This window comes from Actinacidiphila oryziradicis (genome assembly GCF_005047355.1).
Taxonomy (GTDB): domain Bacteria; phylum Actinomycetota; class Actinomycetes; order Streptomycetales; family Streptomycetaceae; genus Actinacidiphila; species Actinacidiphila oryziradicis.
On the sequence record NZ_SUMC01000136.1, the window covers coordinates 1 to 17,211 of the forward strand.

A 17,211-nucleotide genomic window follows, 5' to 3' on the forward strand; every position below is an offset into this window, starting at 1 on the left:
GGTGGCGTCGAAGACCAGGGGGCGTCCGTCGGTGACCACCGGCTTGGCCGGGCCCTGGCCGGTCAGGCGGCCCAGGGTTCCGGTGAGCAGGGTGTTGACGCCCCAGTCGAAGCCGAGTGCCACACTGTGCCCGCTCGCCTTGGTGGCCGGGACGGGCCGGGAGTGCGGCAGGTCGACGGCGATCCTCCCGGCCGGGGTGGGGCGCAGGGTCGGGGTGTGCAGTACCGCGTCCGGTGTGATGGTGCCGGGCAGCCGGATGTCGATCACGTGCCAGGCCCAGTCCCGGCCCGTGGCCGGGGCCGCCCGCAGGGGGAGCTTGACCCGCAACCGGGCGGTGGCCGCATCCACCCGCTGAAGGGTGACCTGCTGGCGGTCCATCGCCGCCAGCAACACCTGCCCGGCCACCTGCGGCGGGCCCTCCAGGGCACACAGCCCGGCGGGCAGGTGCCCGTGCCCGGCCACGAACTGGCGGATCTGCCGGGTGCGGCTGCGGATCTCCGCACCGCTCACCCCGGCGGGCACTGCAGCCCGCAGTGCCGCCCACTCGCCCTCGGTGCGCCGCGGGGGATCATCGGGCCAGGTGGCCAGGACGGCGGCCACGATGCCGCGGCGGTGCAGGGCCAGACGCAGGGTGCGCGCGGCGTACTCCTCGGCACCCCGGCGCACCCGGTCCGGGACATACACCCCCGCCGGGGCCGTGACATGCTGCGGCCAGTTCAGGCGACGCATCGCCATCCACCCCTTGGACGGCAGGCCTTGGCCCCGCTCGTCCACCCCGGCGGCCAGCACGTCCAGGGAACCCTCATCCCACCGTGCGGCCACCAGAACGCCGGTCAGCTCCCGGCTCAACTGGGCCAGAAAACCCACCCGTTCCAGCAGGGCTCGTCGGCCGACCCGCTCGCCCGTACCCTCCAGTACACCGGAGAAGGCGGTACACGTGGCCGTCGCCATCAGCTTGGCCATGCCCACCACCCCGCCTTCCCCCACGTGTCCGGTCATCTTCGAAAGCAGCCGCATCCCGGCACTCCGATCGGCCTAACCACTGACCATCACACAAGGACACGGCCTTCCCGCACCCCGAGGGTGCGGGAAGGCCGGGGAAAGTGCGGGAAGACCACGACCGTCGGCATCCGACGAGGACGAGACGGGGAACACCCGCACCTCTCAAAGGAGACGGAAACCGCAACTGACCAGGATGGAAGCAGTGGCAGATCCTGAGGATCCGCACCGACGACACGAAGTACCATCAACCAGCCCACTCAAGCCAAACACCCAACAGTTGAAGACCCTGAGCAGCGGGGGCGGTCGACGGGTGTGTCCGCGGAGTCGGTCATGAGGGTCCTCGGTAGGCGAGTTCGCTGGCCAGTACGGCGGCACCGGCCACCCCGGCGCGTGGGCCGAGTTCGGACATCACGATCGGCAGGTTGCCGGTGGCCAGGGGCGTCGATCGCTGGTAGACGACGCTGCGGATCTCGGCGAGCAGGATGTGCCCGAGACCGGCGAGGCCCCCGCCTATGACGATCATCGAGGGGTTCATGAAGCTCACCAGCCCGGCGAGGACCTGGCCGACCCGCCGTCCTCCGGCCCGGATGAGGTTGATGCAGACGACGTCGCCTGCGGCCGCACCGTCGGCGACGTCGCGGGCGGTGACTGCGCCCGCTGCGGCGAAGCGTTCGGCGAGCATCGGTGACTGCCCGGAGGAGGCGGCTGACATGGCGTCGCGGGCCAGCGCAACACCGCCGAAGAATGCCTCCAAGCAGCCGACGTTGCCGCACGAGCAGACGGGGCCGTCGGGCTCTACCTGGATGTGGCCGATGTCCCCCGCGCATCCCTCGGCGCCGCGGTAGATCTGTCCGTGGACCTGCACGCCGCAGCCGATGCCGCTGCCGATCTTGACGAACAGCAGGTTGTCGACGGTGTGGGCGACACCGCTGTGCTGCTCGCCCAGGGCCATTACGTTGACGTCGTTGTCGACCACGACGGGGCAGCCGTGCTCGCGGGCCAGCACGTCGCGGACCGGGTAGCGGTCCCATCCGGGCATGATCGGGGGCGACACCGGGACGCCGTCACGGAAGCTCACCGGACCGGGGAGGCCGATGCCGATGGCGTCCAGTTGCGTGAAGTGGCCTTGGCCGCGCATCTTGCCCAGGATCTCGGTGACCCGGGCCAGGACGTTGTTCGGGCCGGAGCGGATGTCGCAGGGCTCGGCATACGAAGCCACCGGCTCCAGACGCCCGTCTGTGATTTCGATGTCGACGGAACTTGCGCCCAGGTCCACGGCGGCGAGGCGCACGCCCGGATGCAGTTCGACGAGGGTGGAGCGGCGCCCGCCGCGGGAAGCGGCCGGCCCTGCCTCCAGGACCCGCCCCGCCTCCACCAGACGGTCGAGCTCGGCCAGCAGCCGCGGGCGCGGCACCTCGAGCCGGCCCGCCAGCTCGGCGCGGGACTGCGGGCCCAGGTCGCGCAGCAGGCGGAGCAGGCGGTACTGGACGCTCATGTGCTCACCTTCTATGGAGCATTGAGACGGTTGTGTGACGGGACGTTAAGGATTCAGGACCGACCTTGTCCACAGGTTTCACTCAAAGGATCAAAAGTTGTCTCGCGGGTCAGCAGAACCATGTCGTGGTGTGCCCTGCAGGGCAGGGGGTCGGGGCGCAGTGACCGAGATCAGGAAAGCAGGTCCGCGAGCGCGGAGTAGCTGCGCTGCGCCGCACCGAGGGAACCGGGAGGGTCGGGCTGTGTGCCGGGGGCTGTGTCCTGCTCCCAGATGCCGCGGTGGCTGCCGCGAGACCCGATCGCGTGGACGTAGCGCTGGTAGGGCAGGTCGCCGGCGCCGAACTCGACGATGTCGTAGCCGTTGGCGTTGGCCGGGTCCGTCTCGCCGTCCTTCATGTGGAACAGGGGGTAGCGGTAAGGGTTTCGGCGCACGTAGGCGGCGGGGTCGAAACCCGGCCAGCGGTACTGGCCGACGTAACGCCCAGTAGACGTCCATCTCCAGGAAGACGTAGCGGGGGTCGGTGCCGTTGAGAAACACGTCGTACAGGCGCACCTCAGGCTGGTCGGCGGCGAAGGCGAACTCGGCGTAGTGGTTGTGTTGATAGAGCTTCAGGCCGCGTGCGTGGGCGGCCTCGCCCCAGGCGTTGAACTCGTCCGCGGCGGCACGGTAGGCGGCGACGGTGCTGGTGTCGGAGGGCGCGTTGGGGGTGCCGATGTGTGGCATGCCGAGTATCTGGGCGTTGTCCAGCTCTTGCTGAAGGCCGTTTCGGAGGTTGCCGATGCCGACGTGGCTGCCGATGGCACGTAGGCCGTTGTCGTTGAGCAGCTGCCGGATCTCCCGAGTGGTTATCTGACGGCCGAGGATGGAGGTGTCCTGGGTGTACCCGGCGAACTCGACCTCCTGATAGCCCATCCGCGAGAGTTCTTCGAAGACGAGGCGGAAGCCGAGCTGTGCGACCTTGTCGCGGACGCTGTAGAGCTGGATACCGATAGCGTCCTTGGGGATGGTCAGACGGGATCGTGTGCTCGGTTCGCCTTCCGTGGCGGGACCGGCTGCGGCTGCGGGCATCGCGCCTGCCAGGGAGACCGCGCCGACGGCGACGGTGGCGCCCGCGGCCGCCGGTAGGAATCCCCTGCGGCTGGAGTGTCTGTGCGCCTGACCCATGAACACTCCTTCGTCGCGAGAGACGATCGGTGGTGCGGCCGCGGCGTGGCCTTCTGCGGGAGGGATGAGGTGCTCGCCTGAGCACGCAAATGGCGGGGGCCGTCGCGAGGGCGGGCCGACGGGGGGACCGGCCGCACTCGACTCAGAGCAGCGACCGGGGTGGCGCACGAACCGGAGAGACGGTGTGCGGGCCTTCGCCGGGGCGGGATCCCGCAGCACCTCTGCCGACGAGGCAAACGCCTCATCGCGCCGAAACAGTAGGAGCTGCACGTAGCACTGTCCAGAGCTTCGGACGGAATCCCCCGAACTTTTTTATGATCCATCAAAATTACTGGCGGATCGGAGAGTTATTCACGCGAAGTCAGCGATAGTCCCTTGACAGCCCCCGTCTTCCGCGCAACGCTCATGACGCTTCATCACCCCCAGTTGCCACCTGGTTCCCGCCCGTCGCCATGAGCCGCCGACCGGGCACGGGCGAGCTTGCCGGGCCAAGGGCCACACGCGCCTGTCATTCGTCCGGGCAGCGAACACACCCAGCTGTGCGATGACCCCACGAATCGGGCCGGCCGAATCCCAGAACTACAACGGAGGTTGATTCATGCTCAGCAAACGCATCGCCATCTCGGTGGCAACGCTGGCATTGACGGTGCCGCTGGCGGCCGCCACCAGCGCGCAGGCCGGCCAGGTGACCCACCGGTCCGACACCTTCAGAGTGCTGGTCTTCTCCAAGACCACCGGCTACCGGCACGACTCGATACCGGCGGGTATCGCCGCCATCGAGCAGTTGGGGCAGGAGCACCACTTCACGGTGGACGCCACAGAGGACTCCACCCAGTTCACGGACGCCAACCTCAAGAAATACCGGGCGGTCGTCTTCCTGTCCTCGACAGGTGACCCCGTGGACCAGCCGGCGGAGAAGGCCGCGTTCCAGCGCTACATCGAGCGCGGCGGCGGCTATGTGGGCATCCACGCGGCCGCCGACTCCGGCTACGACTGGGCGTGGTACGGCGGCCTGGTCGGCGCCTACTTCAAGAGCCACCCAGCACAGCAGAACGCGACGGTCGACGTGACCCAGCAGGCACCGTCCGAAAAGGGCCTGCCGCGGCAGTGGAACCGCTTCGACGAGTGGTACAACTACCGGACGAATCCGCGGGCGGCCGGCGTGCGGGTGCTCGCCGCGATGGACGAGTCCTCGTACAACGTGGGCCCCGACGCCATGGGGGACCATCCCATCACCTGGTGCCAGCGGTACGACGGCGGCCGCGCCTGGTACACCGGCATGGGCCACACCATCGCCAGCTACACAGAGCCGCTCTTCCTGAAGCAACTGCTCGGCGGCATCAAGATGGCGGCCGGCGCAGCCGCCTTCCCGTGCGGGCCGAACCATCCGGCCGCCGGCTGACCCGTACGACACTCTGCTGGCTGCCAGCCAGACCGTTGCCAGGCACGCACCCGAGCTCTGTCGCCCCGGCCTCCCCGCTCGGGCCCTGTCCGGTGCCCGAGTCCGGGGCGGGGCCGACGCCGACCTGCCGTCAGGGCCCCACTGAGGCAAGCCGTCAGCACAGCACGACACAGGCGCCCGGGCCCTGAGGCCTTTCACGCCAGACGTGCCCAACCGGCCAGTCATCCGGCGAACCGTCCTGAGAGAGGTTGATTGCACGTGGCAAAGCCATTGACCCGGCTACTCACGGCCGCACTGAGTACCCTGCTCGGCGTGGGCATCGCGGTAGCGGGACCCGCTGCCGCCCAGACACAGAAACAGGCCGCACCGGCCGCCGGCGCATCCGCGGCGGCCACGGCCGACTTCCAGCAGGTGACCCTGGCCAAGGGACCCGACCAGGTCGGCGAGCCCATGGGGCTCGCCGTGCTGCCCGATGGCAGCGTGCTGCACGACTCCCGTGACGGCACCATCTACTACACGACCCTCGACGGCCTCACGAACGTCGTGGCGAAACTGCCGGTCTACACCCACGACGAGGACGGCCTGCAGACCCTCGCCCTCGACCCGGACTTCGCGCACAACCACTGGGTCTACGCCTACTACGCACCGAAGCTGAACACCCCCACCACCAACGCCCCGGACTCGGGTACGGCCGCCGACTTCGCCCCCTACAAGGGCTACAACCAGCTCTCCAGGTTCACATTCGTCAACGGCCAGTTCGACCTGTCGAGCGAGCAGAAGGTCATGCAGGTCGGCCCCACTGACCGCGGCCAGTGCTGCCACGTCGCGGGCGACATGCACTTCGACGCCCAAGGCAACCTGCTGCTGGCCACAGGAGGCGACACCAACCCGTTCGCCTCCGACGGCTACAGCCCCATCGACTCGCGACCGGGCCGCAACCCCGCCTACGACGAGCAACGCGCCGCAGCCAACACCAACGACCTGCGCGGCAAACTGCTGCGGATCAAGGTGAAGCGCGACGGCACGTACAGCGTCCCGTCCGGGAACCTGTTCCCGAAGGGCACCGCCAAGACCCGTCCCGAGATCTACGCGATGGGCTTCCGCAACCCGTTCCGGTTCAGCATCGACAAGCAGACCGGCGTGATCTACCTGGCCGACTACGGACCGGACGCCGGCACCGCCAATCCGCTGCGCGGTCCGGAGAACACCATCGAGTACAACCGGATCACCAAACCCGGCAACTTCGGCTGGCCGTACTGCATCGGCAACAACACGCCCTACATGCAGTACGACTTCGCCACGGGTCAGTCCGGGCAGCCCTTCGACTGCGCTCACCCGGTGAACAACTCGCCCAACAACACCGGCCTGGTGAACCTGCCGCCGGCGCAACCGGCCTGGATCTGGAACCACTACGCCGGCAACCCGGCCTTCCCGCAGCTCGGCGGGCAGGGGGCGCCCATGGCCGGTCCGGTGTACCACTACGACCCGAAGCTGAACTCGCAGGTCAAGTTCCCTCAGAGCTACGACGGCCAGTTCTTCGCCTATGAGTTCAGCAAGCACTGGATCAAGCCGATCCAGTCCGACGCGAAGGGCAGCATCCAGGCGATCAACACGTTGACCACCGGAAGCGACTGGGCGCACCTCGTCGAGCCGATCGACACCGAGTTCGGGCCGGACGGATCCCTGTACGTACTGGACTACGGCAGCGCCTGGTTCGGCGGCTCTCTGGACGCCGGACTCTACAAGATCGAGTACGCGCCCGGCGACAAGGCGCCGACCGCCAACATCACCACGGACGTCACCTCGGGCAAGGGCCCCTTGACCGTCCAGTTCAACGGCTCCGGTTCCACCGACCCCGAGAACGACCAGCTCACCTACGCGTGGGACTTCAACGGTGACGGCACCGTCGACTCCACCAGCCCCAACCCGGCCTACACCTACACCGCCAACGGCCAGTACCACGCCCGGCTCACCGTGACTGACCCGAGCGGCAGGACGGGCGTCTCCGCCGTCCTGGTCACGGTCGGCAACACCGCGCCGGTCGTACAGTTCAGCACCCCACCCAACGGGCTGACCTTCAAGGACGGGGACCAGCTGAACTGGCAGGTCAACGTGACCGATCCGGACGGTACTCCGGTCGACTGCTCGAAGGTGCAGGTCGGCTACTCCCTCGGCCACGACCAGCACTCCCACAACCTGGCCCAGGCGACCGGCTGCAGTGGAACCTTCACCATGACCACCGCCGGGCACACCGACGCGGACAACTTCTACGGCATCTTCACCGCCAGCTACACCGACACCTCGCCAACGGCGGGCGTGCCGGACCTCACCGGCGCCACGCAGATCGTCCTGCAGCCCAAGGTCAAGCAGGCCGAGTTCTACCAGACGCAGTCAGGCGTCCAGATCAGCTCCGACTCCAACGCCGAAGGTGCGCGAGCGGTCACCTCGATCAACAACGGCGACTGGATCGAGTTCGATCCCTACAACCTGCAAGGCGTGACCAAGATCGGCTTCAGGGCGGCATCCGCCGGCCCGGGCGGCACGATCGAGGTGCACGCAGACACGCCGAACGGCCCATTGCTCGGTTCCGCCGCGGTCGGCAACACCTCCGGTGGCTACACCACGGTGACCGCACCAGTGACCGATCCGGGCGGCACACACCGGCTGTACTTCGTCTTCACCGGCGGCAGCGGTGATCTCTTCAGCCTGGACTCCTTCACGCTCAGTTAACCGCAGACCCAAGATCCTCCCTGCCCGCCGAGCCGTCACCGACGGCTCGGCGGGCAGGGAGGACACACTGCGGCCCCACGCCACACCGAACTGTACGAAACAGGAAGGAAGCCGACCCGCATGCCGATCACCACGACCTCGCAGCCGACCGGCTCCAACAAGCACCCGGCCGGCAGCAGGCCCAACGCCCCTGACGGTGCGGCCACCCGTCGGCGCGCCGTCCCCCGCGCCCTGCTGACCCACGGTGCTGCGCTGGGCATCGGGGCCCTCGTCACGGTGGCCGCGTTCACCATCCATCTGCCGTCCAAGGACAGCGCCGTTCACCGCGAGGCCGCACGCATCGCCGCCGCCGATGCCGCACGCAACAAGCAGCAGGTCAAGGCGCTCACCGACCAAACGCGCGGCCTGTCCACGAAGCTCGAGACCATGCTGAGCGAGATGGACCGGGCCATGCCCCTGGCCTCCGGCCAACGGCCCCGGGGCGCCAGTGCGGACGCGGTCGCGCGCTGGCAGCGCCTGACTCGCTCAGCGGTGGCCGCGTTCGCCCACCCACCGTCCGGCGACACAGGCTACAACGTGTCCCGGGCCGGGTTCAGCGACGCCGTCCAGGCCCTGGACGGTGCCGTCGCCACATACGCGGTCGCCGTGGCCGCACCTACGCAGGTCAAGGCCCAACTGGTGCAGCGAGCGGGGGCGGAGCGCGATACCGGCGTGAGCATCTGGGAGACCGCCGCCACCGAGCTCGATGTGATCAACATCGGCGCCGGCTACGGCCATCAGCACGTCTACCTGTCCGCTAACGGGCGCACGGGCGTGCTGACTCCGGACGACTCCCCCGAGGGCAGCAGCGCCCAATGACACCGCCAAGTTTCGCCGCACTCGTCAAAAAACGCGGCTATCGAACGAAGCGCACCGACCAGCACCGCCGGCGCCGTCCGCGACCCATAACCCCGCCGGCGCAGCCAAATGAACTCGCAACAGGAGGGCCTCATGCCAACAGGTCTCTGGCTCATCGGCGCCCGCGGCTCCGTCGCGGTCACCTCCGTCCTCGGCATGCTGGCGCTGCGCGCCGGGCTGACGGCGCCCGCCGGGTGCGTCACCGAGCTGCCGGCCTTCGCCGGGACCGGCCTGCCCGGCTGGGACGACCTGGTCGTAGGAGGCCACGACACCGCCGCGCTGCCTCTGCTGAAGAAGGCCGAGGCGCTGGCCGACGCCGGCGTGGTCCCCGCCCGGCTGGTGGCGGCGTTGGGGGCCGAACTTACGACCGTGGACAGCGAGGTGCGCCCTGCCCCGCAGGCGTCCGACCAGGCAGCAGCGGCAGCGGCGATCCAGGCCGATCTCGCGGACTTCGCCAGGCGCCATGGTCTCGACCGCACGATCGTGGTCAATGTGGCCAGCACAGAGCCGGCCGCCGTACCCCACCCGGCGCACGCCGATCTCGACGCGCTGCGCGCAGCCCTGCGCAGTGCCGAGCCGGTGCTGCCGCCCAGCGCGCTGTACGCCTACGCCGCACTGTCCGCAGGCTGCCCGTACGTGGACTTCACACCCTCCACAGGCACCCGGCTGCCCGCCCTGACCCAGCTGGCGGAGTATCAGGGCCTTCCCTACGCGGGCCATGACGGCAAGACCGGAGAGACCCTGCTCAAGTCGGTACTGGCGCCCATGTTCGCCATGCGCAACCTGACAGTCCGCAGCTGGTCAGGGGTCAACCTGCTGGGCGGCGGCGACGGTGCCAACCTCGCCGACCCCGCCACCAACGCGGCCAAGGCCGCGAGCAAGCAGCGGGTACTCAGCGAGACCCTCGGCTACCGCCCAGAGGGCGACTGCCGCATCGAGTACGTCGAGGACCTGGGCGACTTCAAAGCCGCCTGGGATCTGGTGACCTTCTCCGGCTTCCTCGGCACCAAGATGCGGATGGAGTTCACCTGGCACGGCTGCGACTCCGCGCTGGCCGCCCCCCTCGTCCTGGACCTCGCCCGGATCACCGCCGCCGCACATCGCAGCGGCCTACGCGGACCCCTGCCCGAACTGGCCTTCTTCTTCAAGGACCCGCTCGATCCCCGAGGAGAGGTACCCCACGGGCTGGCGGCCCAATGGCACGCCCTAGAGTCCCTGGCCGACCGACTGCGCGAGGCGGAGGAAGCCCGGTGACCGGGCCACGCGACCTCGCGGAGCTGATCCGCGCCCCCGCCGCGCTCTCCGTACCAGGTGATGCCCTGGCGGGCGCCGCCGCTGCCGGGGTGCTAAGCCCCCGCAGCGCCGGCCTGGCCCTCGCCTCAACGGCCCTGTACTGGGCAGGTATGGCGGCCAACGACTGGGCGGACCGAAATCTGGACGCCCAGGAGCGCCCCGAGCGCCCGATCCCCAGCGGCAGAGTCTCCCCTGACGCCGCCCTGGCCCTCTCCGCGGGGCTCACCGCCGCGGGAGTGTGCGTGGCGGGGCTCGCGGGCGGGCGCCGGGCCCTCGTCGTCGCAACCGCGCTGGCCGGCGCGGTGTGGACGTACGACCTGCGGGCCAAGGGCGGCCCGGCCGGCCCGGCGGTGATGGCCGCCTGCCGCGGACTGGACGTGCTGTTGGGGGCCAGCCCCGGCCCGTACCGCCGAGCCCTTCCGGAGGCACTGACCGTCGCGGCCCACACCTGGACCGTCACCGCGCTCTCCCGCGGCGAGGTGCGCGGCGCGCCCAAAACACTGCCCGCATCCACGCTTGCGGCCACCGCAGTGGTGGCCGGTGCACTCGCCGGGTCGGCGGGCCGTGGCAGCGCTCCTGCCGCCGCCTCCGTCGCCCTGGCCTGCTGGTACGCCGCCGACTACGGCGGGGCGCAGGCCCGGGCCGTGAACGCGCCCACCGCCGCGCGCGTCCGCGGGGCAGTAGCGGCCGGTATCACTGCGCTTCCGGCCCTCCAAGGCGCCCTGATCGCCAGGAGAGGACACCGGGGGACGGCGCTCGCGGTAGCCGCGGGCGCCGTGGCCGGCCGGATCCTGGGCCGGAAGGTGTCCCCGACGTGACCCGCACCCATGCCACGCTCCCCCACAACGCACAGGCTGCCGACGCCCACCGCCGTGCCCCCGCGGTTCCCGACGCGGTGTCCGTCCCCGGGTCGGCCCGCCTGAGATTCGGCTACGGGACCAACGGCTTCACCAACCACCGCCTGGACGACGCCCTGGAACTGATCGCGGAACTCGGCTACGACGGCGTAGCCCTGACCCTCGACCACCACCACCTGGACCCGTTCGCCCCCGGCCTCGCCCGACGCACCGCCCAGATCGCCGACCGGCTGCGGAGCCTCAGCCTGGGCGTCGTGGTGGAGACGGGAGCACGGTACCTGCTGGACCACCGCCGCAAGCACGCTCCCACCCTGCTCGACGACGACCCGTCGCTGCGGCTGGAGTACCTGCGCCGCGCAGTCGCCGTCGGCGCGGACCTAGGGGCGCAGGCCGTCTCGTTCTGGGCGGGCTCCCGCCCGCCGACCGTCGACCCGGGCACCGCCTGGAGCAGGCTCGTCACCGGCTGCGCCGTGGTGGTCGACGCCGCCGACCGAGCCGGCGTGCGCCTCGGCTTCGAGCCGGAACCGGGAATGCTGGTGGAGACAGTGGAGCACTGGCACGCGCTCCGCGGCCTGCTGGGGGGACCCGAGTGCTTCGGGCTGACCCTCGACATCGGCCACTGCCAGTGCCTGGAACCCGATCCGGTGCCGCAATGCGTAGCAGCCGCGGCCCCCTACCTGGTGAACGTGCAGATCGACGACATGCGGCGCGGCGTCCACGAGCACCTGGAGTTCGGCTCGGGTGAGATCCACTTCCCCCCGGTCCTGCGGGCACTCTCGGACGGGGGATACCGGGGACTCGTCGCGGTCGAGTTGCCCCGCCACTCGCATGCCGCGCCGACAGTGGCCGCCGCCTCCCTTGCCTTCCTGCGCGCGGCGGACGAGCAGAACCCCCCACATGGGCCGCGATCGGCACACCAGAGCGCGACCGGAGGAGAAAACATGACCGCACCCATCGAGAATGCCTGGCCCAAGCCGGACGCCGGGCAGCACGCCCTCGATCTGCGGGCCGCCTTCGCGGGCCTGCCATGCGAGCCGTGGCTGGACGAGGCCACGGACACCGTTCGAGAACGACCGGAAGCCCTCGCTGGACTCTTCGCCGCTACTGCCCGCCACTGCGGGCGGCAGCAACTGGCGGCCGCACCCGGCTGGACGGCGGACGAGGCCGCGCGCACCATCCTGCTGAGCGCACTGCAACTGCCGGAAGAGACACTGATCACGCACGTGGAGGAGGCCTACACGTACGGAGACGCCGCCGAGAAGCGGGCGGTCCTGCGGGCACTCCCGCTGCTTCCCCTCGGCGACCGCGCCGTACCCCTGCTGCACGACGCCATCCGGACCAACGACCCGCGACTGCTCGCCGCCGCCGTCGGCGGACCGTACGCCCGACGGCTGGACGCCGCCATGTGGCGGCAAGCGGTCCTCAAGTGCGTCTTCACGGGCGTGCCGCTGGACGCCGTCCACGCCCTGCGGGAGCGAGCCGACACGCAACTCATGGACCTGCTCCAGGAATACGCGCTAGAGCGGCGTGCCGCCGGGCGAGACGTCCCAGCCGACGCCGTGGCCCTCCTGCAGGGCCACGGCACCAAGGAAGGCGGAGCCTGATGCGCATCTTCGACCCGCACATCCACATGACCTCGCGCACCACCGACGACTACCGGCGGATGTCCGCCGCCGGGGTGCAAGCCGTGGTGGAACCCGCCTTCTGGCTGGGCCAGCCACGCACCAACGTCGGCTCGTTCACCGACTACTTCGACGCCCTGCTGGGCTGGGAGCCCTACCGCGCCTCGCTCTACGGAATCCGCCACCACTGCACGCTGGCTCTCAACCCCAAGGAGGCCAACGACCCCCGCTGCCGCGGGGTCCTGGACATCCTCCCCCGCTATCTGGAAAAGGACGGCGTGGTCGCAGTAGGCGAGATCGGCTACGACTCGATGACCCGGGAGGAGGACGAGGCCTTCGCCGCACAGCTCGCTCTCGCCATGGCGCACGGCCTGCCCGCGCTGGTGCACACCCCGCACCGGGACAAGGCCGGCGGGACCCGCCGCACCCTGGCCGTGGTCGCCGAGTCCGGCATAGACCCTGGCCGGGTCCTGGTGGACCACCTCAATGAGGTGACGGTGGAGCTGGTGGTGGACGCGGGCTGCTGGGTGGGCTTCTCCGTCTACCCCGACACCAAGATGACGCCGGAGCGCACGGTCGCTCTGCTGCGCCGGTACGGCACCGAGCGGATGCTGGTCAACTCAGCTGCAGACTGGGGACATTCGGACCCGCTGCTCACCCTCGCCACCGGACAGGCCATGCTCGCCGCAGGATTCAGCGAAGCCGACATCGACCAGGTGCTCTGGCACAACCCGGTCGCGTTCTTCGCACAGTCCGGTCGGCTGGCGCTCGACGGCATCGCCGAGCCGGGCACCGACTTCGCAGGCAACTCCGTGCGGCGGGGAGGCATCTGATGCGGCTGCAGAACGCGCTGGGGCGTACCCTCCATCTCGGCTACTGCACCAATGTGCATCCCGCCGAGGATCTCGACGGCATCGTCGGTCAGCTGGACCGGTACGCGGCTGCCGTCCGCCGCCACCTGGACACCGACCTGCTCGGCGTGGGGCTCTGGCTCGCGGCGCCGGTCACCGCCGCCCTGGCCGGGGACCGTGCGGCGCGGCACCGGCTGCGTGGCGAGCTGGACTCCCGCGGCCTGGAGGTGGTGACGCTCAACGGCTTTCCCTACCGGTCGTTCCACGCGCCCCGGGTCAAGCACGCGGTCTACCGCCCCGACTGGGCCGAGCCGGAGCGCCTCGCCTACACCCTCTCCCTCGCCCATATCCTGGCCGAGCTGATGCCCGACGACGCCGCGTACGGCTCAATCTCCACCCTGCCGCTCGCCTGGCGAACGCCCTGGGACGGCGCCCGACGGTCCGCTTGCAGCCAGGCGTTGGAACAGCTGGCGGCAGGTCTCGCCGAGATTGAGTCGCGCACCGGACGGACTGTCCGGGTGGGGTTCGAGCCGGAGCCCGGATGCGCGGTGGAGACCACCGCCCAGGCGGCCGATCTACTCGCCGACGCCGGCGCGGGACGGCTGGGGGTGTGCCTGGATCTGGCGCACCTGGCCTGCGCGTGGGAGGAGCCGGCCCGCGCGCTGGAGCGGCTGCAGGCGGCCGGACTACCAGTGGTGAAGGTGCAACTGTCGGCCGCGCTTGAGGTCGCGGACCCGGTCGCGGCCCGGGAGATGCTCACGCCCTACGCGGAACCGCGGTTCCTGCACCAGGTGCGCAGGCCCGGGTGCGCCGACGCGGACGACCCTGCGGACGCGTCACATGCCGCGGACGATCTGGACGAGGCCCTGAGCCGGGATCTTCCCGGGCCCTGGCGGGTGCACTACCACGTGCCGCTGCACGCGGACCCGGAGCCGCCGCTCGCGGCGACCGTGCCTGTACTGCGGTCGGCACTGGACTTGCTGATCGGTGGTCCGGACGCGCCGTGCGACCACTTCGAGGTGGAGACCTACACCTGGGGGGTGCTACCACCAGCGAGGCGCCCCCGCACCGAGGCCGCTCTCGCCGAGGGCATCGCCGCCGAGCTGGCCTTCGCCCGGAACGAGCTGCAGGTTCGGGGCGCGGTCCCAGTCCCCCGGCACACGCCCACCACGGAGGTGACGGCGTGAACGCCCCCCTGGTGGTACTGGACGTGGTCGGGCTGACGCCCAGACTGCTTGAGCACATGCCGCGACTCCGCTCGCTCGGCGAGCGGGGCTTCCAGGCCCCGCTGGGTACCGTGCTGCCCGCGGTCACCTGCTCGGTGCAGTCCACGTTCCTCACCGGCGAACTCCCCTCCGGGCATGGGGTGGTCGGCAACGGCTGGTACTTCCACGACCTCGGCGAGGTGATGTTCTGGCGCCAGCACAACGCCCTGGTCGGCGGCGAGAAGCTCTGGGAGGCCGCCCGCCGGGCACGGCCCGGATACACGGTCGCCAACGTGTGCTGGTGGTATGCGATGGGCGCAGACGTCGACTGGACGGTCACCCCGCGGCCCGTGTACCACGCCGACGGGCGCAAGGACCCCGACTGCTACACGGACCCCCCCGCGCTGCACGACCGCCTCACCGAGCGGCTCGGCACCTTCCCCCTGTTCAGCTACTGGGGCCCGGGGGCGGGGATCGCCTCCTCCCGGTGGATCTGCCGGGCGGCCCAGCAGGTGATGACCGACCACAGCCCCGACCTCACGCTGGTCTACGTCCCCCACCTGGACTACGACCTTCAGCGGTACGGCCCGTCCCATCCCCGGGCCGCCGACGCTGCCCGCGAGCTCGACGCTGTGCTCGCCCCACTGCTGGATGCCGCGCAGGCGCGGGGCGCCACCGTGGTCGCCCTGTCGGAGTACGGCATCACCCAGGTGGACCACCCCGTGGACGTCAACCGGAGGCTGCGCGCACAGGGCCTGCTGCGGGTGCACACCCAGGCCGGCATGGAGTACCTGGACCCTTGGACCTCCCGCGCGTTCGCAGTTGCCGACCATCAAGTAGCCCACGTGTACGTGGCCGATCCTGCCGACCTGCCCACAGTGCGGCGACTGTGCGAGGCCCTCCCGGGCATCGACCAGGTGCTCGATGAGCAGGAGAAGGCCGCATGCGGTCTGGACCACCCGCGGGCAGGCGACCTGGTACTGGTCGCCGCGCCGGACGCGTGGTTCACGTACTACTACTGGCTGGACGACGCCCGAGCACCGGATTTCGCCCGGCTGGTCGACATTCACCGCAAACCCGGCTACGACCCGGCAGAGCTGTTCCTGGATCCGGCGGCGCCCGGCGCCGCTAAACGCCGGGCGGCATTTGCCCTGGCACGCAAGAAGGTGGGTCTGCGGTACCTGATGGACGTCGTGGGTCTGCAGGAGGGGGCTCAGGCGGTGCGCGGCTCGCACGGCCGCCTGCCAAGTGCCGCCGAGGACGGCCCCGTTCTGCTGTGCTCGGATGTCTCCGCACGGCGTCAGAACATCGCCGCCACCGAGGTCAAGGGGCTGCTGCTGGAGCTCGCAGGACTCGCCACAGCCCCTTCCCGCGGTCGCACGGCCTCGCGTTCAGCAGGGCTCCAAGCCGACCGGCCCCGGACCGCATGATGCCTCTGCCAGGGCGCGCCCCCATGGACCGCCCGGCCTGTCAGATCCGTACGAAGAGGAGAACCGCCATGACTCCACCCTTCACCCTGTTCACCGGGCAGTGGGCCGACCTGCCCTTGGAGGAAGTCTGCGCACTCGCCCGTGACTGGGGCTTCGACGGTCTGGAGCTCGCCTGCTGGGGCGACCACTTCGAGGTCGAGCGGGCCAAAAAGGAGGACGGGTACCTTGAGGGGCGACACGCCCTGCTGGAGAAATACGGCCTACGCTGCTGGGCCGTCTCCAACCACCTCGTCGGCCAGGCGGTCTGCGACCACCCCATCGACGAGCGACACCGCGCCATCCTTCCGGCCCGCATCTGGGGCGACGGCGAACCCGAAGGCGTCCGGCGCAGGGCCGCGGCCGAAATGGCGGACACAGCGCGTGCCGCCGCCGCGTTCGGTGTGCACACGGTGGTCGGCTTCACCGGGTCCTCCATCTGGCACACCGTCGCGATGTTCCCGCCGGTACCCCCCATTATGGTCGAACGCGGTTTCTCCGACTTCGCGGAGCGCTGGAACCCGGTACTGGACGTCTTCGACGACATGGGCGTGCGCTTCGCCCTGGAAGTGCACCCCAGCGAGATCGCCTACGACTTCTGGACGGCCCGGCGAGCCCTGGACGCCGTCGGCAACCGCCCGGCATTCGGACTCAACTTCGACCCCAGCCACTTTGTCTGGCAGGACCTCGACCCAGTGGCGTTCCTGGACACCTTCCAGGACCGGATCTACCACGTCGACTGCAAGGAGGCGCGTAAGCGCCTCGACGGCCGCAACGGTCGCCTGGGCTCTCACCTGCCCTGGGGTGACCCTCACCGCGGATGGGACTTCGTCTCCGTCGGCCACGGCGACGTGCCCTGGGAGGACGTGTTCCGCATGCTCAATGCGATCCGGTACGACGGACCTGTATCGGTGGAATGGGAGGACGCGGGCATGGACCGCCTGCAGGGCGCCCCCGAATCGCTGGCGTACCTGCGTGGCCTCGCCTTCGAGCCGCCGGCCAGGTCGTTCGACGCCGCCTTCACCAACGCCGGAGAGTGAGACGTCGGCAAACGCGGCACCCCCAACTGGTTCGGCAGACCCCAACTGGAACGACTCGCAGCCCTGTGGGTGCCGATAACTGCATCCACGCAGTTCAAGCGGCATGTTGATACTCGTGCAGGATGCCGCCGAGTCGATCACGTCTGCGGATGTCGAGGTGGTCGAGTCGGTCCGGTTCGGTGATCGG

General features: G+C 70.2%; 12 protein-coding genes and 1 pseudogene. 10 read left to right on the forward strand and 3 right to left on the reverse strand.

From position 1 onward, the window contains the following. From FCI23_RS48960 to FCI23_RS61525, 3 genes and pseudogenes are all read right to left on the reverse strand, one after another. Positions 1-999, reverse strand: a pseudogene (locus FCI23_RS48960) (zinc ribbon domain-containing protein); the annotation flags it as partial. A 331-nt stretch (positions 1,000-1,330) separates the two neighbouring features. Further along, on the reverse strand, positions 1,331-2,497 hold the full coding sequence (locus tag FCI23_RS48965; RefSeq protein WP_136730464.1) for an ROK family protein: 1,167 nt from the start codon (positions 2,495-2,497) through the stop codon (positions 1,331-1,333). Positions 2,498-2,667: 170 nt separating this feature from the next. Next, complete coding sequence (locus FCI23_RS61525) at positions 2,668-2,928, reverse strand: hypothetical protein (RefSeq protein ID WP_246144783.1); 261 nt, start codon at positions 2,926-2,928, stop codon at positions 2,668-2,670. 1,331 nt (positions 2,929-4,259) lie between these two features. Between FCI23_RS61525 and FCI23_RS48975 the strand changes: the two genes are divergently transcribed. The 10 genes from FCI23_RS48975 (at position 4,260) to FCI23_RS49020 (ending at position 17,024) form a co-directional block, all read left to right on the forward strand. Continuing rightward, positions 4,260-5,063 carry a ThuA domain-containing protein gene (locus FCI23_RS48975; protein WP_136730465.1) on the forward strand — a complete coding sequence of 268 codons (804 nt, stop codon included), beginning with the start codon at positions 4,260-4,262 and terminating at the stop codon, positions 5,061-5,063. A 258-nt stretch (positions 5,064-5,321) separates the two neighbouring features. Beyond that, positions 5,322-7,793, forward strand: a complete 2,472-nt coding sequence (locus FCI23_RS48980) for a PQQ-dependent sugar dehydrogenase (RefSeq protein WP_246144780.1) — start codon at positions 5,322-5,324, stop codon at positions 7,791-7,793. A gap of 120 nt (positions 7,794-7,913) precedes the next feature. Further along, the gene (locus tag FCI23_RS48985; RefSeq protein WP_136730467.1) at positions 7,914-8,651 is read left to right on the forward strand and encodes a hypothetical protein; all 738 of its coding nucleotides are present in this window, start codon (positions 7,914-7,916) and stop codon (positions 8,649-8,651) included. Positions 8,652-8,783: 132 nt separating this feature from the next. Then, entirely contained in the window at positions 8,784-9,944 is a 1,161-nt protein-coding gene (locus FCI23_RS48990; RefSeq protein ID WP_136730468.1) for an inositol-3-phosphate synthase, read from the forward strand. Further along, positions 9,887-10,801: an SCO3242 family prenyltransferase gene (locus tag FCI23_RS48995; RefSeq protein ID WP_211265816.1), complete on the forward strand. Its 915-nt coding sequence runs from the start codon at positions 9,887-9,889 to the stop codon at positions 10,799-10,801. Before FCI23_RS48990 ends, FCI23_RS48995 begins: the two co-directional genes overlap by 58 nt. After that, positions 10,798-12,444, forward strand: coding sequence for an EboA domain-containing protein (locus FCI23_RS63440; RefSeq protein ID WP_211265817.1), 1,647 nt, complete (start codon positions 10,798-10,800; stop codon positions 12,442-12,444). The genes FCI23_RS48995 and FCI23_RS63440 overlap by 4 nt, the downstream gene beginning before the upstream one ends. Further along, a complete protein-coding gene (locus FCI23_RS49005; protein WP_136730470.1) occupies positions 12,444-13,295 on the forward strand; it encodes a TatD family hydrolase in 852 nt (283 codons plus the stop codon). Before FCI23_RS63440 ends, FCI23_RS49005 begins: the two co-directional genes overlap by 1 nt. Next, a complete protein-coding gene (eboE, locus tag FCI23_RS49010; protein ID WP_136730471.1) occupies positions 13,295-14,500 on the forward strand; it encodes a metabolite traffic protein EboE in 1,206 nt (401 codons plus the stop codon). The genes FCI23_RS49005 and eboE overlap by 1 nt, the downstream gene beginning before the upstream one ends. A 56-nt stretch (positions 14,501-14,556) precedes the next feature. Continuing rightward, positions 14,557-15,948 carry an alkaline phosphatase family protein gene (locus FCI23_RS49015; RefSeq protein ID WP_246144782.1) on the forward strand — a complete coding sequence of 464 codons (1,392 nt, stop codon included), beginning with the start codon at positions 14,557-14,559 and terminating at the stop codon, positions 15,946-15,948. A gap of 68 nt (positions 15,949-16,016) precedes the next feature. Then, positions 16,017-17,024, forward strand: a complete 1,008-nt coding sequence (locus tag FCI23_RS49020; protein WP_136730473.1) for a sugar phosphate isomerase/epimerase family protein — start codon at positions 16,017-16,019, stop codon at positions 17,022-17,024. Positions 17,025-17,211: the final 187 nt, after the last annotated feature.